At 35.4% G+C, this 26,536-nt stretch carries 21 protein-coding genes and 2 rRNA genes; 8 read left to right on the top strand and 15 right to left on the bottom strand.

Translation table 11 applies throughout. From position 1 onward, the window contains the following. Window position 1: 1 nt before the first annotated feature. Complete coding sequence (gene scpA / locus LNQ81_RS09250; protein WP_229946118.1) at window positions 2–2,131, top strand: methylmalonyl-CoA mutase; 2,130 nt, start codon at window positions 2–4, stop codon at window positions 2,129–2,131. A 126-nt stretch (window positions 2,132–2,257) separates the two neighbouring features. Here scpA and LNQ81_RS09245 read toward each other — a convergent pair whose 3' ends face one another. Next, on the bottom strand, window positions 2,258–2,860 hold the full coding sequence (locus tag LNQ81_RS09245; protein WP_229946116.1) for a hypothetical protein: 603 nt from the start codon (window positions 2,858–2,860) through the stop codon (window positions 2,258–2,260). A gap of 201 nt (window positions 2,861–3,061) precedes the next feature. On the opposite strand from LNQ81_RS09245, the gene LNQ81_RS09240 reads away from it, so the two are divergent. Beyond that, the gene (locus LNQ81_RS09240; RefSeq protein WP_229946114.1) at window positions 3,062–4,303 is read left to right on the top strand and encodes a DEAD/DEAH box helicase; all 1,242 of its coding nucleotides are present in this window, start codon (window positions 3,062–3,064) and stop codon (window positions 4,301–4,303) included. Window positions 4,304–4,356: 53 nt separating this feature from the next. Then, the gene (locus tag LNQ81_RS09235; RefSeq protein ID WP_229946112.1) at window positions 4,357–5,022 is read left to right on the top strand and encodes a SanA/YdcF family protein; all 666 of its coding nucleotides are present in this window, start codon (window positions 4,357–4,359) and stop codon (window positions 5,020–5,022) included. Window positions 5,023–5,118: 96 nt separating this feature from the next. On the opposite strand, the gene LNQ81_RS09230 is transcribed toward LNQ81_RS09235, so the two are convergent. Beyond that, entirely contained in the window at window positions 5,119–6,492 is a 1,374-nt protein-coding gene (locus tag LNQ81_RS09230) for a hypothetical protein (protein ID WP_229946110.1), read from the bottom strand. A gap of 58 nt (window positions 6,493–6,550) precedes the next feature. Here LNQ81_RS09230 and LNQ81_RS09225 point away from each other — a divergent pair, with 58 nt between their 5' ends. Further along, complete coding sequence (locus LNQ81_RS09225) at window positions 6,551–7,444, top strand: IS1595 family transposase (protein ID WP_229945071.1); 894 nt, start codon at window positions 6,551–6,553, stop codon at window positions 7,442–7,444. A gap of 64 nt (window positions 7,445–7,508) precedes the next feature. Here the strand turns inward: LNQ81_RS09225 and LNQ81_RS09220 are convergent, their stop codons facing one another. The 7 genes from LNQ81_RS09220 to recR all read right to left on the bottom strand — a co-directional run bounded on the left by LNQ81_RS09220 (window position 7,509) and on the right by recR (window position 14,712). Further along, window positions 7,509–8,444, bottom strand: a complete 936-nt coding sequence (locus tag LNQ81_RS09220; RefSeq protein ID WP_229946109.1) for a hypothetical protein — start codon at window positions 8,442–8,444, stop codon at window positions 7,509–7,511. A gap of 9 nt (window positions 8,445–8,453) precedes the next feature. Continuing rightward, on the bottom strand, window positions 8,454–9,401 hold the full coding sequence (locus LNQ81_RS09215) for a DUF6175 family protein (RefSeq protein ID WP_229946107.1): 948 nt from the start codon (window positions 9,399–9,401) through the stop codon (window positions 8,454–8,456). Then, entirely contained in the window at window positions 9,391–9,897 is a 507-nt protein-coding gene (locus tag LNQ81_RS09210; RefSeq protein WP_229946105.1) for a hypothetical protein, read from the bottom strand. The genes LNQ81_RS09215 and LNQ81_RS09210 overlap by 11 nt, the downstream gene beginning before the upstream one ends. 38 nt (window positions 9,898–9,935) lie before the next feature. Beyond that, window positions 9,936–10,436, bottom strand: coding sequence for a hypothetical protein (locus LNQ81_RS09205; protein ID WP_229946104.1), 501 nt, complete (start codon window positions 10,434–10,436; stop codon window positions 9,936–9,938). A gap of 409 nt (window positions 10,437–10,845) precedes the next feature. Continuing rightward, entirely contained in the window at window positions 10,846–13,023 is a 2,178-nt protein-coding gene (gene feoB / locus LNQ81_RS09200; RefSeq protein WP_229946102.1) for a ferrous iron transport protein B, read from the bottom strand. A 23-nt stretch (window positions 13,024–13,046) separates the two neighbouring features. Then, window positions 13,047–13,280, bottom strand: a complete 234-nt coding sequence (locus LNQ81_RS09195; protein ID WP_229946100.1) for a FeoA family protein — start codon at window positions 13,278–13,280, stop codon at window positions 13,047–13,049. Between the two features lie 811 nt (window positions 13,281–14,091). Then, the gene (recR, locus tag LNQ81_RS09190) at window positions 14,092–14,712 is read right to left on the bottom strand and encodes a recombination mediator RecR (protein ID WP_229946099.1); all 621 of its coding nucleotides are present in this window, start codon (window positions 14,710–14,712) and stop codon (window positions 14,092–14,094) included. Window positions 14,713–14,889: 177 nt separating this feature from the next. On the opposite strand from recR, the gene LNQ81_RS09185 reads away from it, so the two are divergent. Continuing rightward, complete coding sequence (locus LNQ81_RS09185) at window positions 14,890–16,392, top strand: sodium:solute symporter (protein ID WP_229946097.1); 1,503 nt, start codon at window positions 14,890–14,892, stop codon at window positions 16,390–16,392. 69 nt (window positions 16,393–16,461) lie between these two features. On the opposite strand, the gene LNQ81_RS09180 is transcribed toward LNQ81_RS09185, so the two are convergent. Next, the gene (locus tag LNQ81_RS09180) at window positions 16,462–16,818 is read right to left on the bottom strand and encodes a CoA-binding protein (protein ID WP_229946096.1); all 357 of its coding nucleotides are present in this window, start codon (window positions 16,816–16,818) and stop codon (window positions 16,462–16,464) included. 228 nt (window positions 16,819–17,046) lie between these two features. Between LNQ81_RS09180 and LNQ81_RS09175 the strand changes: the two genes are divergently transcribed. The 3 genes from LNQ81_RS09175 to LNQ81_RS09165 all read left to right on the top strand — a co-directional run bounded on the left by LNQ81_RS09175 (window position 17,047) and on the right by LNQ81_RS09165 (window position 21,183). Beyond that, window positions 17,047–17,712, top strand: a complete 666-nt coding sequence (locus LNQ81_RS09175) for an OmpW/AlkL family protein (protein WP_229946094.1) — start codon at window positions 17,047–17,049, stop codon at window positions 17,710–17,712. A 112-nt stretch (window positions 17,713–17,824) separates the two neighbouring features. Then, window positions 17,825–19,144 (top strand): MATE family efflux transporter, encoded by a 1,320-nt coding sequence (locus LNQ81_RS09170; RefSeq protein WP_229946093.1) that lies wholly within the window; start codon window positions 17,825–17,827, stop codon window positions 19,142–19,144. A gap of 98 nt (window positions 19,145–19,242) precedes the next feature. Further along, window positions 19,243–21,183 carry a heavy metal translocating P-type ATPase gene (locus tag LNQ81_RS09165; RefSeq protein ID WP_229946091.1) on the top strand — a complete coding sequence of 647 codons (1,941 nt, stop codon included), beginning with the start codon at window positions 19,243–19,245 and terminating at the stop codon, window positions 21,181–21,183. A 40-nt stretch (window positions 21,184–21,223) separates the two neighbouring features. Here the strand turns inward: LNQ81_RS09165 and LNQ81_RS09160 are convergent, their stop codons facing one another. From LNQ81_RS09160 to LNQ81_RS09140, 5 genes are all read right to left on the bottom strand, one after another. Then, complete coding sequence (locus tag LNQ81_RS09160; RefSeq protein ID WP_229946090.1) at window positions 21,224–21,820, bottom strand: hypothetical protein; 597 nt, start codon at window positions 21,818–21,820, stop codon at window positions 21,224–21,226. Further along, window positions 21,810–22,247: an RNA polymerase sigma factor gene (locus tag LNQ81_RS09155; protein WP_229949276.1), complete on the bottom strand. Its 438-nt coding sequence runs from the start codon at window positions 22,245–22,247 to the stop codon at window positions 21,810–21,812. Before LNQ81_RS09155 ends, LNQ81_RS09160 begins: the two co-directional genes overlap by 11 nt. 88 nt (window positions 22,248–22,335) lie before the next feature. Next, window positions 22,336–23,187 (bottom strand): TraB/GumN family protein, encoded by an 852-nt coding sequence (locus LNQ81_RS09150; protein ID WP_229946088.1) that lies wholly within the window; start codon window positions 23,185–23,187, stop codon window positions 22,336–22,338. 160 nt (window positions 23,188–23,347) lie between these two features. Then, window positions 23,348–23,457: ribosomal RNA gene (gene rrf / locus LNQ81_RS09145) — 5S ribosomal RNA — on the bottom strand. A 126-nt stretch (window positions 23,458–23,583) separates the two neighbouring features. After that, window positions 23,584–26,478: ribosomal RNA gene (locus LNQ81_RS09140) — 23S ribosomal RNA — on the bottom strand. Window positions 26,479–26,536 lie beyond the last annotated feature (58 nt).

Below are 26,536 nucleotides of genomic sequence, written 5' to 3'. Positions count from 1 at the left end.
TATGAAAAGAAAGGACTTACAACACTTGACTATAAAAACCTCTTTTGCGAGAACAGAGTCAGTATCATCTGACTTCACTACTGCAGAGGGTATTGATATAAATAAAGTATACAGTGAAGCTGACTTAGATAAAGTAGAACACATCGGGTTTGGCGCAGGATTTGCACCTAATCTACGTGGACCTTATGCTACCATGTATGTAAGACGTCCATGGACTATCCGTCAATATGCAGGATTCTCTACTGCTGAGGAGAGTAATGCGTTCTATAGACGTAACCTGGCTGCAGGACAGAAAGGACTATCTGTGGCATTCGACTTAGCTACTCACCGTGGCTATGACTCAGATCACGAGCGTGTGGTAGGTGATGTAGGTAAGGCTGGTGTAGCGATAGATAGCGTGGAAGATATGAAGATACTATTTGATCAGATCCCTCTAGATGAGATGTCTGTATCAATGACTATGAATGGAGCAGTACTCCCTATCCTAGCATTCTACATTGTAGCGGCTATGGAACAAGGAGTAGATAAAAAACTCTTATCAGGTACAATACAGAATGATATCTTAAAAGAGTTTATGGTGCGTAATACCTATATCTATCCACCAACTCCCTCTATGAAGATTATCGCTGATATATTTGACTATACAAGTAGTAATATGCCAAAGTTTAACTCTATATCTATCTCTGGATACCACATGCAAGAAGCAGGTGCTACAGCAGACATTGAATTAGCTTATACTTTAGCAGATGGACTTGAATATATCCGTACAGGGCTTAATGCAGGAATGAAGATAGATGACTTCGCACCTCGCTTATCATTCTTTTGGGCGATAGGTATGAATCACTTTATGGAAATAGCAAAGATGCGTGCAGGACGTATGTTATGGGCGAAGCTGTTAAAGCAGTTTGAGCCTAAATCAGACAAGTCTCTTGCATTGCGTACACACTGTCAGACTTCTGGATGGAGCCTTACTGAGCAAGACCCATTTAATAACGTAGCTCGTACAGCTATAGAGGCTTCAGCAGCAGCATTCGGTGGGACTCAGTCTCTACATACGAATGCTCTAGATGAAGCTATCGCTCTTCCTACTGACTTCTCAGCGCGTATCGCACGTAATACACAAATCTTCTTACAGGAAGAGACTAAGATATGTAAGACTGTTGACCCTTGGGCTGGTAGTTATTATGTAGAAAGCCTAACCAAAGAGATTGCTGATAAAGCGTGGACATTAATCGAAGAGGTAGAAGAACTAGGTGGTATGACTAAGGCTATAGAGGCTGGTATCCCTAAACTTCGTATCGAAGAGGCTGCTGCTCGTAAACAAGCTCGTATAGATAGTGGACAAGATACTATCGTAGGGGTTAACAAGTATCGATTAGAGAAAGAAGACCCATTACATATATTAGAAGTAGATAATCAGACTGTGCGTAAGGCTCAGATAGACCGTCTTAATCATATCAAAGCTACACGTGATAATGCGAAAGTAGCTGAGGCTTTAGTAGCATTAACAGCGTCTGCTAAGACTGGTGAAGGTAACCTATTAGCGTTAGCAGTAGAAGCTGCTACACTTAGAGCTACTCTAGGAGAAATTAGTGACGCCTTAGAAAGCGTATTCGGAAGATTTAAAGCACAAATACAATCTGTAAGCGGTGTGTATAGTAAAGAGATAAAAGATGATAAGAGCTTTAAGAAAGCTCGAGATCTAGCTGATAAATTCGCTGAGATAGAAGGACGTCGTCCTCGTATTATGATTGCTAAGATGGGACAGGATGGACATGACCGTGGGGCTAAGGTAGTCGCTACTGGATATGCAGACGTAGGTTTTGATGTAGACATAGGTCCTTTATTCCAAACTCCTGCTGAAGCTGCTAAACAAGCTGTAGAGAATGATGTACACGCTTTAGGGGTGTCTTCTCTAGCGGCTGGCCATAAGACTTTAGTGCCTCAGGTAATAGAGGAGTTAAAGAAATACGGTAGAGATGATATTATGGTTATCGTTGGTGGGGTTATCCCTGCTCAAGATTACCAATTCTTATTCGATGCAGGTGCTGTAGCTGTCTTCGGTCCCGGGACTAAGATTAGTGAAGCAGCTATAACGATGTTAGAAATATTAATAGGTGACGAAGCATAATCGTCACAATGGTTTATAAAATAAAAAGCTCCGTAGTCTACTGCGGAGCTTTTTTTATTATACTGAATGAGATATCTTCTTTTTAGAAAAAAGTCTGATTACATATATCTCAAAGCAACATTATGCTTAACTAAACAAACTTCCTATAGTCCCAATAATACTATATTTACTAAGAACATAAGCAAAAGTACACACGATAATACCACTTAGAATATAAATCAATGTAAGTAATGTACCTGTATTATCTCCTACTGAGTCCTTAAAGGTGAATACTGTTGGTCGTTCTCTGTCATAAGTAATCTCATAAACCTCTCCTACTGGGTTAAAGTCTCTAAAAGCTATAAACTTTTCGTTGTAAGGATATTCGAAATCTGTATCTTCTAATTCAGGTACATTGATATCATACTCTATCGGTTGCCCCTTAATGACTTTATTATCTTTAGTTAGAAACTCCATAATAAGTATTTCTTTCTTGACATCTCCTCTTCTACTAGTAGCAAGATCTTCATCAAAATTTAGATAAGACTCATACTCTATAATCTTAGCTTTAGTCGTTATTCCTTTATATTTTAAACGAAAAGTTATGGTATACTTTTTTATACAAGCTAATAACATTAACACAGGTATAAATAATAATAAATAAAGTATATCATTTATAGCTGCTACTATTACCACAAAAATCATAAAGATGGCTAATGGGTAATACATTCTTTCAAGTTGTCGAATCATAATAAGGTAATTAATAATCCAATTTAGTTATCTTTTTTTGAATAAAGAAGTAGCTTTAATATTATTTTGATAATAATGCCATTTAATATCATCTAACACTTAGCCCCCCTCGTTATAACAATTTTGAATCTGACTATTCTGTTCATATCACATCAATAAAAATAAATAAAGTACCTTTGTGCCAATTAATAGATGAAGTATATGACTTTCGAAGACTTACAATTAAACAAAAATATATTACGTGCCATAGAAGAACTAGGATATAAAGAACCTACTCCTATTCAGCAAAAAGCAATCCCACTTATCTTAGCAGAAAAAGATGTGATAGGATGTGCACAGACTGGTACAGGTAAGACAGCTGCCTTTGCAATGCCGATTATTCACTATCTGCATAAAATAGGTAATACCAAGAAAGCAAAGAAGGCTAAAGTATTAATTGTAACTCCTACACGTGAACTAGCAGTACAGATAGGTGAGAACTTTGAGAAATATGCGAAGTACACTAATGTTACTCACGCTATCATATATGGTGGTATGTCCATCAAACCTCAGATAGAGCAGTTAACGAAAGGGGCTGATGTGATTATCGGAACGCCTGGACGCTTATTAGACTTACATAAACAGAAACACCTTGACTTAGATCATTTACATTACTTAGTCTTAGATGAAGCTGACCTAATGTTAGACATGGGATTCATAGATGAAGTAAAAAAGCTAATACAACTAACTCCTTCTAATAGACAGACTTTACTGTTCTCTGCTACTATGCCTCTACCGATTAGAGAGCTAGCACATGAGTTCTTACAGAAACCTGAGTATGTAGCAGTAGATCCTATTTCTTCTACTGCACAAAATGTAAAACACAAAATATACTTTGTAGAGAAAGGAGATAAGAAAAAACTCCTTTACCATATTATAAGAAACGAGAAAATGTCAGATGTACTTGTATTCACACGTACAAAAGCTGGGGCTGATACTGTAGTAGAATCTCTAAAAAAGAATGGTGTAAATGCAGAATCTTTTCACGGAGATAAATCACAGACAGCAAGACAAGAAGCTTTAGATAGCTTTAAGAATAAAGAGACTAAAGTACTTGTAGCTACAGATATTGCAGCACGTGGTATTGATATTGATTCATTGCCTATTGTTATTAACTATGATTTGCCTAATATTCCTGAAACTTTCGTTCACCGCATCGGACGTACAGGTAGAGCTGGTAATGACGGTCTAGCAATCTCATTCTGTGACAAATCAGAAAAGACATATTGGGAAGCTATCTGCAAATTCGGAAGACTACAACCTAAGATAGTGTCAGACCACCCATTCCCATGGAAAGAAAATGACAATAAAGAGGGGCAAAAGAAAGATTATAGAAAACAAGCTAATCAAAGCAACTCACGTAAATCAGAAAACTCTAAAAAGAATAAAAAACGTTGGTATTAGTACTAACGTTTTTTTACTTTATATTTGATTGTATAATTGCTAGTTACTACTAAATGAAAAAGATATTTAAGTATGGATTATATTTACTATCCATTATCATATTGATTACTTGGTTCGCTAATTATAGAGTAACCAAAACAACCAAAGAACAACTCTATAATTCTCTTAATCAGATACCACATAATAAGGTAGGTATAGTATTAGGAACTACTAAACTACTAAAAAGCGGTTATGTGAACTATTATTTCACGTATCGAATAGAAGCTACTGCCGCTTTATATAAAGCAGGTAAGATAGATTATATAGTAGTGAGTGGTGATCACAGTAGAAGTGATTATAACGAGCCAAAAGATATGGAACATGCTCTAATAGAACAGGGCATTCCCAAAGAGAAAATATACTTAGATTATGCGGGTTTGCGTACACTAGATTCAGTATACCGCATGAAAGAGATATTCAATCAAGACAGTTTTACGATTATTTCTCAACCCTTTCACAATGAACGTGCGGTATATATCGCCAATCACTTAGACTTAAATACTGTTGCTTTTAATGCACAAGATGTCTCACGCAACTATGGATTCAAAACAATGCTTAGAGAGAAATTTGCTAGAGTAAAAGTTTTACTCGATAATCTAATTAATAAAAAACCTAAGTATTTAGGTCAACCAGTTACCATAGGAGAAGGTATTATACAAGAAAGAGCTCAGGATATATAACCTTAAGCTCTTTCTTATACTATCCATATAAAAGTAAAACCCTTGATAAATCAAGGGTTTTACATACAAAAAAATATCAATAAAAATACTTATGTATTAATCGATTTGTCGTATTAACATACCTGGGTAAATATTTTTAGCATTACCTGAGAATGAGGTAGCTTTTATCTTTTGTACTTCACCTGCGTTATTAGCAGCATTTTCAGCTTGTTCTACATCAGCAGCAAATCTATTATCCCAAACTTTATTTTTCTCAGCTTTAATAGTTGTTACACGTTTATATTTAGTAACCTTTGTTTCTGGATCTTCTGTTTTCTCTAATACTTCAAACTTATCGCCTGCTTCTACATCCTCTTTCATACCAATGAATGCAGTAATTTCAGGAGCTGTTGTTGCTAATGGAGTTTTAGTACGGAAAGGTTCATATTTACGTTGTAACTTCGCTATTACATTATCAATAGAACGAACTGTAGCACGTTCTACTAATTCTTTTTCTGATACTTTAGAGAATGTAGTTGATTGAATATCTGCCCAAGCAGTTTCTGTACCAACTAATTTCAATTTAAACAATCCTGACTTCATAAATGCATTCGCATCCTTAGCACTGTAATACTTCGTATAGAAAGTCGCTGCAGCTTCCTCATTCCATTCTAATTGGAATAAAAATGCAGTTGCTTTTATCACATATCCTTTACCTGCTACAGAAGAACCTGCTTGTACTGCAGAATTTGTAATTGCTGCTGCTTTACCTCCAATAAGCCCTGTAACAGCAGAACTAGTTGCTGCTAATTGACGAGCCATTTCCTCTTTACTTACATAGTTAAAACGAACTCCTACAACGAATGTGTTAGAAATTAAATTCTCACCTGCATCCTCTAACATCGCTTTACCTCTAGTTGATTTATCTGCGACATTTTTATCAAATTCAGATGCACTGTACAATCCACGCTCTTTTATTAATTCCATATTATATGGCGATTGAGACGCTGCATTATATTTACCTGCATTAAACCACTTTGCTACTAACTTATCTCCAATATTATTTTGAGCTAAGAATTTTACAAACTGTGCTGTAACCTTTGCTGTATTCGTAGTATCTACAACACCAGCAGTATTGTCATTCGCCGCACTTTTTCCAAACTTTCCAAGAGATTTACCTAAACCTCCTTTTTTCTTTCCAGCATCTTCTTTTCCTGAAACAGCAGCTATTTCTGCTTCTGTTACCTGATAATCTTTAGGTTTAAATGAGCGTAATGTTCTATCTAAATTATGATCATTAAATTTTTCTGGAAGAGGAGTCTTATAGAAAGTTTCTTTAATAATTGTTCCTTTAGCATTACCGTTACCATTAATACCATGATCATCTACGATGATAGTATATAACGAGCTACGCATATAATCTTCCGTAACTTGTTTTTTATCTTGTGCTAAAGAAGCTATTGATGCAGTAATCAAAGAAGCTGTTAGCATTAAAGTTAATTGAGTTATTAAATTAACTTCCGTACATTAGTATCTTAAAATCAACAGTATGGAAATTTTTAAGGGTCAAAACATTCTTAACTTAGTAAAAGAACTACCAGATGACGAATCTTGTAAAGCTTATCTAAGTAAAATAAAGTGGTCAAACGGTTTTACTTGTGTAAAATGTGGACACAAAAAAGGTTGCTTAAAATCTAATCATTCATACTATTGCTATAACTGTGAGCATGTTGAAAGCTCAACAGCTAATACCTTATTTCACAAAGTCAAATTTGGTTTACATAAAGCATTTATGATTGTGTTTGAAATGACAACTTCTACCAAAAGCATATCTAGTATTCAAATGGGTAAACGCTATGGTATAAGCCAGCCAACAGCGTGGGGCTTTATGCATAAAGTTCGTTTAGCTATGCAAAGTAGCGAGCAATCTCCTATGACTGAGACAGTCCATGTTGATGAGTTTGTTGTAGGGGGATACGAACAAGGAAAACCAGGAAGAAGTTACGACACCAAAAAAGCTAAAGCAGTGATAGCTGTAGAGTTAAATACTGAAAGAAAAGTAAAAAGAGCCTATGTTAAGTGTATTGACGATTACTCTGCTAAGTCATTAACTACTATATTCGAACAACACATTTCAGAAGATGCTAATGTAGTTACAGATAAATGGAGGGGATACAATCCCTTGAAAAAAAAGTATAACATCACTCAAAAAGAAAGTGATAAAGGTGCTAATTTTAAAGAATTACACGTGATAATTCACCAACTTAAATCCTGGATTAGAACTGTACCTTCACATATCAATAAGAAATACATCCAAGCTTACTTTAATGAGTTCGTATATAGATTAAATAGATCCTTATTTAAGGAAACTATTTTTCATAACACAATTGTAAAGATGGTTAAAGCGAAACCAACTACTTTAAATATGATTAGCGGAAACTAAACAGATAACTCAAAAAGTTAATTTATTCATATCTATTTTTTTTAGTATAATTCTTTATTGTAGACTATCTTCTCAGAACAACGTAGGTATCGCCTTTTCTTTTAGCAAATGCAGTTCCTACAGCCTTCCATGCTTCGATTCTTTGTTGCTCTAAGCTCACAGCATCATTGTAAACTTTAATCTCAAAATCTAAGTCTTCTTTTACCTTGTTTTTCATTTCCTTTTGCAAAGCTACAGCAGCTGAGTAACATCTAGATTCAGGATATATTTCGATTAAATATTGTCCCGCTTGATGAGCTCCATAAGCATCTTGTTGTGAATTCCATGCCGCTTTAGCTTTATTAAAGTTCTCCATACACGTATGATCTACATATAATTGATAAACTTTTTCAGCAGTTTTCATACCTAAATCATACCCTTTGCTACAATCAGGAATCGCCATCAATAAAAACATAGCCTCTTCAAAATTCTTTTGATTCGCTTGTGTTTCAGCTTTCTTAATTATTGTAGAGTAGTTACTATCATAATATGCAATAATTTTTTTCTTACTTTCCTCGATAAATGCAGAAACTTCTTTATTCTTAGGATTCAACTTCTTGAATGCATTTATATATGCTTTAGTCTCACTTTCGCCTACTCCCTTAAGTGAAACAGTAGTAGAAGCAAAAACCTTCTGCCCAAATGCATCTCCAACAAATAAAGTCATCTCAAGATCTAATACAAATGATCGTGGCGGACCTGGTAGGATATGTTTTTCTACTACATTAAATTCTGGTGTAATAGCAAACTGAGCGTACTCATCAGAAGAACCTAGTCCACTAGCAGTAATAAAACTTTTTAGCTTAGTCATTAATTGTCCTGATGCTCCAGAGTACAATCCATCTGTTTGTTCTGGTATATATGCCATCAATGATAATTCACATTTTTCTGTTTGTCCATAACTGGTTAAACTAGCGAATAACATTATAAAAGCAGATATCTTTCCTATTAGTTTTCTCATAGTTTAATGTTATTTTTCACCTATCACTAATGCAGCTCTACCTAATCCTCTATTGACTAGTTTTACCTCTAAGCTATAAGGTGCTTTTTTCAAGAATCCTCTTAATTCACGCGCAAAACCGTCTGTATCTTGAGCCATACCATTTGCTTTGTATAATGGAATACGCACTCCTTCATATAAAGCCATAGTCTCAGTAGCATCTGATTTATTAAAACGGTGGTTAACTGTATTTTGTGCCATCCAGTTGTCAATACCCTCAATTAGTTCTGATCCTCCAAACTCTGATTCTAAATCAACCCCAGAACCGTTATCAAATACTAGTACATCAAGTGTAACCTCTCTACCATTAGTCAATAAATCATCAAAATGAGCTTGCAATTGATTAACGAAACTATCCATATTCACTAATACTGCTTCTTCTAACAATACAGCTACATCAGCTGAGAAAGAAGGAGCTCCTGTTCCTTGAGCACCTGCTACTTGTTTACTTGTATAAGCATCTAAAGCTCTTAAATTATAAGTAATAGATTTCTTAGGTCCTGTAGCATTAACTGTCCAATCCACTTCTAGGATAATGTCAGATTTAGCGGCACGTCTTACTCTATCAAGAGGACTTTCTGCTAAAGAAGCTCCACTAGTTTTACTAGTCATTAAGCTATTCTCCGCATTAGTTTTATTAAGAGATTTCATGGTAGCAGATAAGTCTTTTAAAGGAAATCCTCTATCTGCCATTAAGATGTTTATTTTAGAAATTACATTCATTAAATCTGAATGCAACAATGCTAATTTATAATCTGGAATATACTCTTCTGTTCCTTGATTATAATACACTTCCATTAATCTGTGCTTAGTACACCAACTATCAGAAGGTACAACCATTAAAGAAGGTTTTTTTGCTTGAGCAAATAGTGCTGCACTAAATAGACACAAACAAAGAGTTAAGATTTTATTTTTCATAGCTATTAATTTTTATTATTTTATCTTTTGCAAGTCTTCGTTCTATTTCCTTGCGGTTAACTGTTACTTCAATGCTATAAGATTCGTAAGTAATCCCGTGTTTAACTACATTACTTTGAAAAGCAATTCTTCTAACAGAAGTGTATTTTCTATTTTTCCCACCTTTTTTAAAGAACTTATCGAAGTACTTTTTGTACCTCTCTTCTACATTTGCTTCCTTAACAATAGGTTTAACAGAACATTCTTTTTTATTAGAAACAATACCTCTAAACATGATTGTCTTGATTGCTTCTTCTTTAGCCTCTGCTATAGCGGCACTTCTATTGCGACCTGTAGTGAATACTTGCACCACTTCATTACCATACATATCAGCACTTACGCAGTCTATCTTTTTATCTATATAAAAACTAGCCATTGTATTAGTTGGCTTACTCTTACATGAAGCCAAGGCCATTATTAAAAGGGCAAAAGATATACGCAGTATTTTTTTCATCATATCAATTTTTTATTGAATAAATGCAGGACACGCTTCAATTAGAATCCTGCAGACAAGCTTTTTACAACACCAGCTATCTCTAAGTCTTTACGAAGTAAATCTTTAGATACAGTAACTGTATATCCTACTTTAAATTCTTTTTTACTGATTTTAACAACCTCAGGAATTGAAGAGGTAATAGTTGCATATTTTAAATAAGGACTTTCTTTTCCAAAGAAAGTATTGAAGTAATCTGCTTTGTCATGTTGCACAGATGCATCTTTAATAAGAGGGCGTTGAGATACGCAACCTACTCCATTAGCCGCAAATCCACGGAATAAAACTCCATGTACAGCATTTTTCTTAGCCTCTTCATTAGGTATAGTTCCTTTATTACTATACGTCCATACCTTTACTAAAAACGTACCTTCACTTCCTGTACCAGCACATTCAATATCATATTTCCACTGAGCTGCTTCCTTCTTAGGATTACTAGCAAAAGTTATATGTGCTGAAATTGAGAATAACGCACATAGTAAAACAAGTAAATACTTATTCATTTATCAATAATTTATGTTATACGAATATTTTAATAATATATTTTAACACAAATTTATTGTAAATCCATACATAAAACCCAAAAATAAGATACACAAAACAAATACCTAGTCACAAACCCAATAAAACCATTAAAAAAAGTGTGAAACTGTGTTTTTTTTGAGTAAAGACTATCATAAAACCATATTTTATTGGCATTATTCAACTACATTATGTAACTAATTAGATTACACTAAATGTTACATTATTTGATTTTATTCATCTTTTAAGTCGCAACCTTCTCAAAACATACTTTAACATAGTAAACAAATTTCATTTTAAACAGTCAAAGACCAATTCAAAAAATTATAATACAAAAAAAAAGCTGCCTCAATAATTGAGACAGCTTTTTTTATATCAATGCTAACTATTTTATACAAATAAGTACCAGATCTGGGCAACTACAAAGCATACTATTATTCCAAATAACACAGGTAATAACGAGGCTACTGTAGTCCATTTTACGCTATTTGTTTCTTTATAAATAGTATAGATAGTTGTGCTACAAGGGTTGTGTAATAAACTAAACAACATCAAATTCACTCCTGTTAAAGTGGTCCAACCTGCCATATGCAAAATACTAGCAATCTCACCATCCGACACCTCAAACATTACACCTGCTCCTTCCCCTATAGAAGCGTCTCCTAACACCATAGCTGTCAACATTAACACAGTAGGTATAACAATCTCATTAGCTGGAATCGCAACTATATAAGCCAATAGAATCACGCCATTTAACCCTAAGAAAACACCTAGAGGATCTAATCCATGGATGGTCCATAAAGCTATACTTTTATCGCCTATAGATATATTACATATCAACCAAATTATAGCTCCAGCGGGTGCAGCAAAGACAATAGCACGCCATAATACAATCAACGTTCTATCTATCAATGAGGTGTAAATAGTCTGTAGTACTCTAGGTGGACGATATGGTGGTAACTCTAAAGTGAAGAAAGATGCTTGTCCTTTCAACATAGTCTTAGATAATAACCATGAAGTAAAAAAGGTAAACGAAATACCTAATACCACGATACCCACTACCGCTAATGTAGAAACAGTATGTGATAAATAAGAGGGTACTAATGCTCCTATGAATATACTTGCCATTAATATCTGTGTAGGCCAACGCCCATTACACAACGAGAAGTTATTCGTGATAATAGCGATCAACTTCTCTCTAGGGCTATTAATAATACGAGTAGCCACCACTCCTGCTGCATTACAGCCAAAGCCCATACTCATCGTCAAGGCTTGCTTACCATGTGCTCCAGCTCCTTTAAATAGTCTATCCAAGTTAAATGCCACTCGAGGCAAATAACCAAAGTCTTCTAATAGCGTAAACAATGGAAAGAATATAGCCATAGGTGGCAGCATCACTGCGATAACCCATGCTGTAGCTAAATACACACCATCTATTAAGAATCCTGATAACCACCAAGGGAAATGTAGACTTTCTGCTCCACTTCTTAAGATAGGATATAGTTCTTCTAACAATAAATAAGACAATGCGCTTGACGGATAGTTAGACCCTATAATAGTTAACCACAGTATCCCTCCTAGCATTAACAGCATAATAGGAAAACCAAAAGTCTTGCTCGTTACTACATTATCTATCATACGATCTACTCTGAACGCTCGCTGATTTATATCTGTCTTAACAATGCTCTTTACTGTTTTAGATACTTGAGTAAAAATAGCTCCTGCCACATTATCAGAATAGTCAAAACCAAGCTTTTCATGGTATTGATTAGCTAGAGCTAGTATCTCTTTTATATTCTCACTGTTGACTTTAGTAGATAGGGTTTGATTCACTAACGCAGTCTGAATATTAGAATCCTGCTGTATTAAGCGCATTGCTAGCCATGATGGACTAGGCAAATCTGCATCTAATGTTAGCAGTTTATCCGCTACTTGCTGTACTGCTTCTCTTGAAGCACCAGATATACCAGTGATTGTTTTATGTTCAGGTACATATCTACCCGTAGCTACTTGATCAATAGCCAATAATAAGTCATTAATACCTTCTTTATTTCGAGCTGAAGTAGGAATAACTGGTACTCCTAAGTCACGAGACAATCCTCTTATATCTATCTCAACACCATGGCGTGTAGCCTCATCCATTAAATTAAGACAGACTACTACTTTATTCGTTATCTCTTGTATCTGTACGACTAAACTCAAGTGTCTTTCTAGTCTCCCAGCATCCACCACGACTACTGTCACATCAGGACGCCCGAATAGGATAAAATCACGAGCTACTTCTTCATCTTCTGAAGTAGACATAAGCGAATAGGTTCCAGGCAAATCAATAATCTTATACTTATTATCCTTAAACTGAAAACTTCCTTCTGCACGTGTTACTGTTTTACCTGGCCAGTTACCAGTATGCTGTTTTAACCCTGTTAATGCATTAAATATAGTGCTCTTCCCTGTATTAGGGTTTCCTGCTAAAGCTATTGTATAATCAAACTTACCAGATGTATCACCTAGTTTCTTTAATTCTGCTGTTGCATTTAGATCACATATATCACAGGCTGATTGTGCCATAACTATTTTCTCCTTCTCTTTTTTTAGTTAACTAAAGTCACTAATACTCTCACTGCATCCTCTCGACGTAGTGATATAATCGTATTGTAAATAGAATAAGCTATTGGATCTTTTAATGGACTGATATTATGCACATAAATCTCTGCTCCAGGTACAAAACCCAAATCCAAAAAACGCTGATGTACCTCTGCTGGACAATCGCGTTCTATCCCCTTTATGATAGCTTTCTCCCCTATTGCTAAGTTTGATAATTTCATATTACTATTCTTTAGATTGGTAAAATTACAAAATTAGACTAGCCTAACAATTAATTTAGTGTTAAAACATTAATATAAAAACATTCTAAGTTAAAGCTTTAGAGAATCTAATACATTAAAAAAACAATTAATTTATGTACAACTCATTTTTAAGCTTATTGATTTCCTACTAAATCAAGGTATTCTTGGTCGAATACACACATTGCCCTTCCCTCTTAACTCAAAAACAAGTGTACAGTTATGGTAGAACGGGATAATCTCATGATAGTTGCGATAGATTAACTCCAATACAAGCACATCTTTAAACGGGTGTCTTAACTAAAAGGTGGAAGAACTACTATAAGAAAAAACACAAGAAAAAGAACTTGTACAGTAATGCCAGGATTACTAAAACAAGTGTACAGTTAGAACTAGAATTATAAACAATAACTGTACAGTTATGGTAGAACGAGACATAATGATATGATAGTGGGATAGTGATAGCATGGTGGTCGCCTTAAAAATAGGTATAAACAGCCGACCATATGCCTATCAACAGCCGACCACTAGCCGACCACCCAAATAAAACACTGTAAAAAATTCTACTAAACAAATCATAAAACAATATAAATCAACAAGTTAAAACCAAACAAATAACTAAATCACTATTTATATACACTCCACATCTATTTCTATACTATAATAAAATCCTCAGCTACCTATATTTCTTATACCTCCTCCAAAACAAACTATACACTTAAAGGCATAAAAAAAGCAATTAATGAATTTCACTAATTGCTTTTTTCTATAAACGAATAGAGTTTTGTCTTATTTAAACAGCTTTAAATGCATTCTCAAAAGGGACACGATGTACTAAACTACGGCCTAATGTTACTTCATCTGCATACTGTAATTCGTCTCCTACTGCGATACCTCTAGCGATAGTAGAAGTAATTACATCATAATCTTTTACTTGCTTATAAATATAAAAGTTAGTAGTATCCCCTTCCATAGTTGAACTAAGTGCAAAAATAATTTCTTTTACTTCTCCTGCTTTTGCCTTTTCTACCAGTGACTGGATGTTTAACTGACTAGGTCCCACTCCATCTATCGGAGAAATCTTCCCTCCCAATACGTGATAAATACCTTTAAAAATTTGTGTATTCTCAAGTGCCATTACATCACGTACATCCTCTACCACACAGATCGTACTATGATCACGTGTACCATTAGCACAGATATCACATATCTCTAAATCTGATATATTATGGCAGCTCTTACAAAAGATAATCTCTTTTCTAAGTTTCATCAATGCTTCTGCTAAATGAAGTGTTTGTTCTTCTGGTTGTTTTAAAATATGCAACATCAAACGCAATGCGGTACGTTTACCTATTCCTGGTAATTGCGATACTTCTTCTACAGCTTTTTCTAATAATTTTGAAGGAAATTCCATAGATGCAAAGATAAAAAATAAACTATTCAAATAAAGGTATTCAATAGAATGCCTCACACATATTTTGTTGTTATAAACTATATTTTACTATCTAGTTAACTGTGTTTTAAATTGGATATAAAAATTAACAAAAAAGAATTACTTTTGACCTAATACCTAAAATCATAAACAACTAATATGACTCCAATAACCATTATATCTATTATCATAATATACTTTGGGATATTAATAGCTATATCCCATTACATCAGTAGAAAAGATAGTAGTAACGATGCATTCTTTAGTGCTAATAAAAATGCTAAATGGTATCTAGTAGCATTCGGAATGATAGGTACAGCTCTATCAGGAGTAACATTTATATCAGTTCCTGGAGAAGTTGGGTCTCCTAACGGAGAGCAGTTTAAGTATTTTCAATTTGTATTAGGAAATGCTGTAGGATTCTTACTTACAGCATCTATTCTTCTACCCTTATACTATAAATACAATCTAGTCTCTATATATACCTACATAGAGAAGAAACTAGGTCATTATAGTTATAAATCAGCAGCATCTATCTTCTTATTAAGTAGAACGATAGGATCAGCATTTAGACTATATCTAGTGGTAATCGTACTACAGAGATACGTGTTTGATTACTTTGGTATACCGTTCTTTGCTACAGTGTTAATCGCATTACTACTGATCTATGCTTATACTTATAAAGGAGGACTAAAGACAATCATCGTAACAGATACATTACAAACATTCTTCTTAGTAGCATCTGTTATTTTCACGATTATATTTATCTGTCATAGTCTTGACCTATCAGCTGTAGAAGCATTCGAAACGATTAAGAATAGCAACTATTCAAAGATTTTCTTCTTTGAAGACTTCATCACTTCTAAGTATCATTTCTTAAAACAGTTCATCGGAGGTATATTCGTAACATTAGCAATGGTAGGTTTAGACCAAGATCTAATGCAAAAGAATCTAAGTTGTAAGAACATTAAAGAGGCTCAAAAGAATATGTATTCATTCACAGCTATCTTTATAGTGATTAATTTATTCTTCTTAGGTGTAGGTGCATTATTATATATCTATGCTGAGAAATATGGGATACAAGTGCCCTTAGACTTAGCATCAGGAAAACCACGTACAGATTTATTATTCCCTGAGATAGCTTTTAATTACTTAAGCGCTATACCAGCTATAGTATTCTTACTAGGATTAACAGCAGCTACATTTGCCACTACAGACTCTGCATTAACAGCACTGACGACATCGTTCTGTATTGATTTTCTACAGATGGATAAGAAGAAAGAAGATAAATCAAATGTATGGAAGCGAAAGTTAGTACATCTAGCCTTCTCTTTATTAATGTTTCTCGTTATTATTTTATTCAATGCTATTAATGATGCTTCAGTAGTAAGTATGATTTTTAAGATAGCATCTTATACTTATGGCCCATTATTAGGTCTATTTGCCTTTGCTATTATTTTTAACAACAGAAAGGTCAAAGACAAGCTAACACCAATCATTTGTATTATAGCACCATTCTTAACCCTGTGGATAAGCAATAGCTCAGCTACCTTATTAGGAGGATATATATTCGATAATGAACTAATACTAGTAAACGGATTAATCACAGTAATACTCCTACTACTTATAAGTACAAAAAGAATAATACCTATAACTCAATAAGAATATAACTTCACATTAAATATAAAGAGCGAGATTTTAAGTCATTTAACCTAAGATCTCGCTCTTTTATTAATATTGATTAGTACGCAATAGCACCAAAGTACACGCCTCTTCTGACTGAATATTATTGTTAGATAATAAGGATACAAACTCACTATTTTCTGTTCCTGGGTTAAAAATAACGCGTCTAGGGTTTAACTTAATAATAGCATCATAAAATTCTTCTTGGCGAGATGGATTTAGATATAAAGTTACAGTATCTATATCTTCATAATCCATCCAATCTTTTTGAACCAAAACATCTTCAATCAATCCCTCTCTTAATCCATGAGCAAGGACTGTATGTTTATACTCTCTAAGCATCTTTATGGCTTTATTAGAATATCTTTCTTCCTTAAGAGAAGCACCTATCACTAATGTAATCATATTTTTTATCATTTTAACATCTTAAATACAAAAATAAACTATTTTAATTACAAAAATACCACACTTATATGATTTTAGAACCTACACTACTTAAATTATTAAATAATATTTTTAAAATTAAGCTAATTTTTACACACAAATTTTAATAATTTTCACTTAAATGATAAAAATCATATTTACGACATATATTTAACAGTAATTTTACAGTAGAAATTTAAAATCTCAATTATGAAAAAGTTACTACTTTCAATTTTAGGAGCTGCATTATTTGTGAGCGGTTCTACTTTCGCACAAGAAAAAACTAGTGCACCTGAAAAAACAGATTATAAATGGCAAATGCGTCTACGTGGAGTAGGTGTTATCCCTCATAACAGAGCAGATATAGGTATTATCGGTGGAGAAATCGATGTAAATAATAACTTTATCCCAGAATTAGACTTTACTTACTTCTTCACAGATCATCTTGCTGCAGAGTTAATTTTAGGAACTTCAAGACACACTGTAGCAGCAAACAATACTGCTGTTGGAGATTTAAACTTAGGAAGTGTATACTTACTACCACCAACATTAATGGTACAATACCACCACCAATTTGGTGAGTACTTTAAACCTTATGTTGGAGCAGGTGTAAACTATACAATTTTCTACAATGAAAAATCAGGTGATGCACATGGAATTAAGTATGATAATAAATTTGGTTACGGATTCCAGTTTGGTTTTGACATTAACATTACAGAAAAATTCTTCGTTAACGTTGACTTCAAAAAATTATTCTTGAAAACAGACGTTACTGTTGATGCTTCAAACTTAAACGGAGGTAAAACATTAGACATCCCTGCAGATGTAAAAATAGATCCAATGTTAATTGGTTTTGGTGTAGGAATGCGCTTTTAATTATTTAAGGAGACATTTTTTTTACCACCCCTATCTGTATACCAGGTAGGGGTGGTTTTTTATTGTCTGATTTTTAATCGACCTTTGCGCTTCCTAATAGACCATTAGCAATATGCAAACCAAGATTAGTTTTACTGACATTAATAAATTAGCTATACCTGCTATATTCGCAGGTGTATCCGAATCATTAATATCCCTAACTGACATTGCTATAGTAGGTAATCTAAAAGAAAATAGTGTAGAAGCCTTAGGTGCTGTCGGATTAGTTGGTTCTTTCTTATCTGCTATTATCTGGATAGTAGCCCAAACTAAAACATCTATATCAGCTACAGTATCACAGCATTTAGGTTCAAATCGCATCTTTGCAGTGAAGACCTTGGTACCGCAAGCAATCTTATTCAACTTTCTCTTAAGTATACTACTGTTTATTTTTACCACTTTATTTGTCAATGAAATATTTACGGCTTATAACGCAGAGGGATTACTACTAACCTATGCTAAAGATTACTATCTCATTAGAGCTTGGGGATTCCCCCTTACATTGATAACATTCGCACTATACGGTGTATTTAGAGGATTACAAAACACAATGTGGGCAATGAAATGTAGTCTGACAGGTGCAATCATAAACGTTATCCTTACCTATTATTTCGTTTTTGGAATAGAAGGAATACTACCTGCAATGCATATTAAAGGTGCTGCTTATGCAAGTGTAATCGCCCAGACAGTAATGCTTATAATGGCATTCTACTACTTCTTTAAGTACACTCCTTTCTCTTTAGCAATACGAAAAAAAATCAATCCTTCTTTAAAGCCATTAATTATAATGAGCTTTAACTTCATTATCCGTACTGCGACACTTAACTTAGCTATATATTTAGCGAATGCTTATGCCACTGGATATGGCAAAGAATATATTGCTGCTCAAAGTATACTAATGAATATTTGGTTATTCTTTTCGTTCTTTATAGATGGCTATGCTAGTGCTGGTAACGCCATATCAGGTAAATTAGTTGGCCAAAAGAATTATAAGACAATGTGGACTATGAGCAAAGATATCAGTAGATATGCTTTCATAATCTCACTGATACTTATATGTTTATGTGCATTATTTTATAAATCAATAGGTTTACTATTTAATCAGGATCAAGAAGTCATTACAGTATTCGTAAGTATCTTTTGGCTTGTTCTGTTTATGCAACCTATCAATTCCTTAGCGTATATCTTTGATGGAATATTTAAAGGAATGGGAGATGCTAAAGTACTGCGAAACAATCTACTATTTGCTACATTCTGCGGTTTTATACCTACTCTAGTGATCTTAGACTATTTTGGCTTTAAGTTATATAGTATATGGATAGCATTTGGAGTATGGATGTGTTGTAGGAGTTTCCCCTTAATATACTTATTTAAAAAGAATTACGTTGATTAATAACTAATGCAACACCGTTGCAAACATAGTTTAAGATTATTTATACTGATTATATGTTACTACATTTGTTACAAATAAATCAATAAAACTATAGAGTTATGTGTCAAGAACATTCAAATCATAATCACTCTCATAACGATAAAAACCAAAATCACGACCACGATCATATTCATGGTGATGGCAACACAAAGCTATTTGTAGGTTTTAGTTTAGCAATGCTATTCGTTGGAGTTATTTTAGCTAATATTCTAAAAGCAGAGTGGTTTATAAACAATAATAACCTTAGGCTTGCATGGTATGCAGTTGCATATTTACCCGTTGCATTCCCTGTACTTAAAGAAGCTGTAAAACTAGGAGCTAAAGCTGATTTCTTTAATGAATTTTCTCTAATGGGAATCGCTACAATAGGAGCTTTCTTTATAGGTGAATACCCTGAAGGGGTTGCAGTAATGATCTTCTACACTATAGGAGAAATGTTTCAAGAAAGTGCTGTCAATAAAGCCAAAGGTAATATTAAGGCTTTACTAGATATACGCCCTAATGAGGCAACAGTGTTTAGGAATAATCAATATACTGTAGTCAATCCTGAAGAAGTACAAATCGGTGAAAAAATCCAGGTTAAAGTAGGTGAAAAGATCCCTCTAGATGGTGAAATGTTAACAGATAAAGGTAGCTTTAATACCTCTGCGCTTACAGGAGAAAGTAAACCTAGTACTTATCAAAAAGGAGAGACAGTACTAACAGGTATGATTAACTTACAGAATGTAGTAGAGGTCAAGACTACTAAGCTATATCAAGATAGTTCGCTTGCTAAAATTCTTGAAATGGTACAAGAAGCAAGTGCCCGAAAAGCTACAACAGAATTATATATTAGAAAGTTTGCTAAGATATATACACCTATTGTATTCTTCTTGGCGGTAGCATTAACGATAATACCGTATTTCGTACTAGGAAATGAATACATATTCCAAACTTGGTTAGGTAGAGCATTAGTATTTTTAGTAATATCTTGTCCATGTGCTTTAGTAATATCTGTGCCATTAGGGTATTTTGGTGGTATTGGAGCTGCATCTAAAAATGGTATTCTATTTAAGGGATCAAACTACTTAGAACTTATGGCTAAGTTAGACATCGTGGTGATGGATAAGACAGGAACACTGACTGAAGGTGTTTTTAAAGTACAGAAAGTAGAAACTACTATTGAACAAAAGGACTTCGTCAGTATTGTATCTGCTATAGAGAAACAATCTACTCACCCTATTGCTAAGGCCATCGTAGAGGCTTATCCTACAAATAAGGTGGCAGAAGAGGTACACGAGATATCAGGTAAAGGATTAAGTGGAAAAGTAGATAATAAAGAAGTACTAGTAGGTAATGCTGCGCTTTTAAGCCATTATAACATAACTTACCCTTCATTGATAGATGATATAGTAGAAAGTATTGTAGTAGTAGCTATAAATAAAGAATATGTAGGATATATCACTATCGCAGATCAAATAAAGGTAGATTCTAAAGAAGCGATCGCTTTAATGAAATCAATGGGAGTGAAGAAGACTGTAATGTTAAGTGGTGATAAAAACACTATTACACAGAAGGTCGCTAAAGAAACGAACATTGATTTAGCGGTAGGAGGTTTACTTCCTGAAGGAAAGGTTGAACAAGTAGAAAAACTAAAGAAAGAGTACCCTAATATGTCTATAGCATTTGTTGGCGATGGTATTAATGACGCACCCGTTTTAGCACTTAGTGATGTTGGTATAGCTATGGGAGCTTTAGGAAGTGATGCTGCCATCGAAACAGCGGACGTTGTAATACAAACAGACCAACCTTCTAAGATAGCTACTGCTATGCATATTGGTAGAGAAACACGTAAAATAGTAATACAGAATATTGCATTAGCCCTAATAGTTAAAGTCATCGTACTTATATTAGGTGCAGGTGGTTTAGCTACTATGTGGGAGGCAGTCTTCGCAGATGTAGGAGTAGCATTACTAGCTATCTTAAACGCTGTACGCATACAGAAAAAGAAGTTTATCTAACTATATAATACTTAAAATCCCGACTTAGGTCAGGATTTTTTTATTCTTGTTCTTTAAACAAATTTAAATTATTCTCTATTTGTGTTAGATATTGTCCATAAAGCTTTTTAATCCAATATTTAACCAACACTAAAGTCAAAATAAAAAAGATAATAAATGCTATGATAAATACTTTATTTTGCAATAAATCAAAATAATCATCTTCTTTTAGTCCTACAAAAAGTGGAATAAACACACAGATAAAAGGTAATAATGAATAACAAAAATTTTCATATAGTTGAATGTACATCCGTACACTAAAGTAAACCTCATACAAACTATCTCTCGAATTCATTGTAAATGATGCAGAAGTGCGATAAAACAAATACATTTTGGCTAAAAAATAAATTGTAATTACTGCGAATAGAAAATATATAATGTAATAAAAACGCATACTTTCTATAGATAAAGAATAACCTAAAGGTAAAAAAGCCAAAAACACTATGCTTACGCCTTGAACCCAAATGTCTTTTACAACATTCTTTCTTATTTTTTCTAATGGCAAACGACTTGATTTTACATCCAAATCCTTTGAACTCACTTTTACATTAGGAGCTTCTTGCTCTTGCCATGACTTCTCTAAATCATCAAAATTCATATCCTTGACTTTTTATAATTTCTTGTAACTTATTCTTTGTTCTATTCAACTTCACCCTAGCATTTCCCTCTGAAATACCTAAGTTCAAGCTTATCTCTTGATGAGAAAACCCCTCCAAATACAAAAAGATCAAGGCCTTCTCTACATCATTTAATCGGTAAATAGCTTTATACAAATAATCTATTTGTCCTTCTATTGCAATATCACATTCTAAACTTTGTAATTTCAATTCACTGTCACCTAAACTACTTACCTTATCAGTAACCCTCTTATCTTTCTTAAAGTAAGTAATTGCCGTATTCACAGCTACGCGATACATCCAAGTAGAGAATTGACTACTACCTTGAAAATTAGTATAAGACTTCCATAGCTGCAACACAATCTCTTGATACAAATCTTCTTGGTCACTTTGCCTGTCCATATACATACGGGAGACTTTATACAATATGCCTTTATGGGTATCGATTTTAAGTAGAAACTCTTTCTCTATAGCTTTATCCACTACACAAACAAATTTAGTTCAATACAGGATTAACAGTATACCCTTTAAGTATTAGTAAATTTAACACTCCTAATTCACCTGCTAAATGAGCACTTCCGACAGCAAACAAAGTTGACTTATCACTCATCAATTTAGGCATTTTATCTACCCAGTTAATATTACGGTTATCTAATAAAACCTTCTTATTCTCTAGAGTCATAAATTGGGAATCTGTTCCATATTGATACATTAACTCAATATCCTCAGCTAAGAATGCATCTTTCATTTCTTCAAAGTTTTTCTTATACTCAGAAATCTGTTCCAACTGTACTATCATTTCTTGCGGACTAAACATACTATTCACTAAACTAATTTGGTCTTTTAAATGTTCTAATCCAACAATAGCTTTACCCTGTTTCATTGCTAAAGCAAGTACTTCCATATCATAACCTTTCGCAGAACAAGTAATTGTTTTTGCTATTATCAAACTCATCAATCCCATTGTTGACATATTGTCTACCTCTGCTAATTCCCTTCCATACTCATCTTTCAAGATAGTCTTTAGCTCTAGTATTTCCTCTCTATTCAGCTGATCAGACCAGAGTTTTTCAGAAATCATTAAGGATTGAAGATCCTTCAATTCATTAGGATCAGTTAAATTTACTTCTAATGCAAGCCGATTAGTTGAGCTTATAGCACGTTGTACCTTATCACTTACAAGTAAATCTTCCTCACAAAGAATATGAAATGTGCCTAAAACGTAAGAAGACTGTGTTAAACCATTGCCACTGACCTCCCAAAGAATCGTTTTATGAGGTAATGATTGTGCAACACTTAGTGCAACGGTAAAAAAAGAAATAAAATAAATTAAAGATAAACGTTTCATAATTCTAATAGAAGTTTGTTTTACACATAGTAAGTATAACAAATTACAAAACGTTACAGAGAAAAGTGAATTATTTTCTAAAACAAAATATCTTTTTACAATATGAGAAACCTTATAAAACAAAAAATCCCCAACCTCATACGAGATTGGGGATTCTAAAGAAAGGCGGCGACATACTCTCCCACTGGTTAGCAGTACCATCTGCGCTAGCGGGCTTAACTTCTCTGTTCGAAATGGATAGAGGTGAGCCCCGCTGCAATAACCACCTTAAATCGGTTGTTACATTGACGTAACTAATATTTTTGAACTATATTGATATGCCTTAACTACTTTGTTAGACTTTTTTTGAATACATATTTAGAAAGTTGCCCTCCCCTTGTATTAAACAAGGGGAGTACACATAAGCTTACGGGTTATTAGTACTACTCGACTCTGACATTACTGCCTTTACATCTATAGCCTATCAACGTTGTAATCTCCAACGACCCTTTAAAGAAATCTCATCTTGTGGTGGGTTTCGCACTTATATGCTTTCAGCGCTTATCCCTTCCCAACGTAGCTACTCTGCGATGCCCCTGGCGAGACAACAGATGCACTAGAGGTTGGTCCAAATCGGTCCTCTCGTACTAGATTCAGATCCACTCAAATTTCTAACGCCCACAGTAGATAGAGACCGAACTGTCTCACGACGTTCTGAACCCAGCTCGCGTGCCACTTTAATGGGCGAACAGCCCAACCCTTGGGACCTTCTCCAGCCCCAGGATGTGACGAGCCGACATCGAGGTGCCAAACCCCCCCGTCGATATGAGCTCTTGGGGGAGATCAGCCTGTTATCCCCGGCGTACCTTTTATCCTTTGAGCGATGGCCCTTCCATGCGGAACCACCGGATCACTATGCTCTACTTTCGTACCTGATCGACCTGTATGTCTCTCAGTCAAGCTCCCTTATACCATTGCACTCTACGCACGGTTACCAAGCGTGCTGAGGGAACCTTTAGAAGCCTCCGTTACTCTTTTGGAGGCGACCACCCCAGTCAAACTACCCACCAAGCAATGTCCTCCACAATCGCGGAGTTAGATCTCAAATAAGCAAAGGGTGGTATTTCAACAATGACTCCACAACGCCTAGCGACGCCATTTCACAGTCTCCCACCTATCCTACACATCACTTATCCAAGAACAATACTAAGCTATAGTAAAGGTGCACAGGGTCTTTTCGTCCCACTGCGGGTAATCGGCATCTTCACCGATACTACAATTTCACCGAGCTCATGGCTGAGACAGTGTCCAGATCGTTACACCATTCGTGCAGGTCGGAACTTACCCGACAAGGAATTTCGCTACCTTAGGACCGTTATAGTTACGGCCGCCGTTTACTGGGGCTTCAATTCAATGCTTCTAAACAATTGCTCATCTATAACATCTCCTCTTAACCTTCCAGCACCGGGCAGGTGTCAGGCCCTATACTTCATCTTACGATTTTGCAGAGCCCTGTGTTTTTGATAAACAGTCGCCTGGACCTTTTCACTGCGGCCAGCATTGCTGCTGGCGACCTTTCTCCCGAAGTTACAGGTCTATTTTGCCTAGTTCCTTAGCCATGAATCTCTCGAGCGCCTTAGGATACTCTCCTCGACTACCTGTGTCGGTTTACGGTACGGGTACTTATAATCTAAGTTTAGAAGCTTTTCTTGACAGCCCTTAGGCACACTATCTCGTTGTCCGAAGACGCAAAGTACTATCGCATTTCTCCTAGTCTGACGCATTTTACTATCAAACCAATAGGTACGTGCTTCAACGAACTATTCCGTCAGTTCGCGGTGCTTTCATCACTGTGTCACTCCATCACAATTATAAGTAGTACGGGAATATTAACCCGTTGGCCATCGACGTCCCCCTTCGGGTGTGCCTTAGGTCCCGACTAACCCTAAGCTGATTAGCATAGCTCAGGAATCCTTAGTCTTACGGCGGGGGTGTTTCTCGCACCCCTTATCGTTACTTATGCCTACATTTTCTTTTCTAAAAGGTCCAGCAATTCTCACAAATCACCTTCTACCCCGTTAGAATGCTCCCCTACCACTCTCGCATATGATGCGAAAATCCATAGCTTCGGTAGTATACTTATGCCCGATTATTATCCATGCTCGATCGCTCGACTAGTGAGCTGTTACGCACTCTTTAAATGAATGGCTGCTTCCAAGCCAACATCCTAGCTGTCTGGGCAATCAAACCGCGTTATTTCAACTTAGTATACATTTGGGGACCTTAGCTGATGGTCTGGGTTCTTTCCCTCTCGGACATGGACCTTAGCACCCATGCCCTCACTGATAGGTATCATTACTTAGCATTCGGAGTTTGTCAGGAATTGGTAGGCGGTGAAGCCCCCGCATCCAATCAGTAGCTCTACCTCTAAGTAACTATCGACTATCGCTGCACCTAAATGCATTTCGGGGAGTACGAGCTATTTCCGAGTTTGATTGGCCTTTCACCCCTACCCACAGGTCATCCGAAAACTTTTCAGCGTTAAACGGTTCGGTCCTCCATTTAGTGTTACCTAAACTTCAACCTGCCCATGGGTAGATCACACGGTTTCGCGTCTACCACTACTGACTAAAGCGCCCTATTAAGACTCGCTTTCGCTACGGATCCATGACTTAATCACTTATCCTTGCCAGCAACGGTAACTCGTAGGCTCATTATGCAAAAGGCACGCCGTCACTTCACGTAGAAGCTCCGACCGCTTGTAGGCGTATGGTTTCAGGATCTATTTCACTCCGTTATTCACGGTTCTTTTCACCTTTCCCTCACGGTACTGGTTCACTATCGGTCTCTCAGGAGTATTTAGCCTTGGCGGATGGTCCCGCCGGATTCAATCAAGGTTTCACGTGCCCCGACCTACTCAGGATACCACTATTCTTATCTTCTCTTACTTATACGGGACTATCACCCTCTATGGTCTACCTTTCCAAGTAGTTCTAATTCAATCCGAAAGAAATATCGTGGTCCTACAACCCCAAAATTGCCGTAACAACTTTGGTTTGGGCTATTCCGCGTTCGCTCGCCACTACTTGCGGAATCACTTTTGTTTTCTTCTCCTCCGCCTACTTAGATGTTTCAGTTCAGCGGGTTCGCCTCCTTATTGGATACTATGTCTTCAACATAGTGGGTTGCCCCATTCGGATATCTACGGATCAATTCGTGTGTGCCGATCCCCGTAGCTTTTCGCAGCTTATCACGTCCTTCTTCGCCTCTGAGAGCCTAGGCATTCCCCATACGCCCTTATTTTGCTTATGTGCTTACAATTCTTTCGAATCGTACTTTCTATAAATTTTAATATATTTCTATATCTTGT

The sequence above is a fragment of the Myroides oncorhynchi genome (genome assembly GCF_020905415.1).
GTDB classification, from domain to species: Bacteria; Bacteroidota; Bacteroidia; order Flavobacteriales; family Flavobacteriaceae; genus Flavobacterium; species Flavobacterium oncorhynchi_A.
The sequence above is the reverse complement of the archived record's forward strand: the minus strand, read 5'-3'. Positions and strand labels throughout refer to the sequence as shown.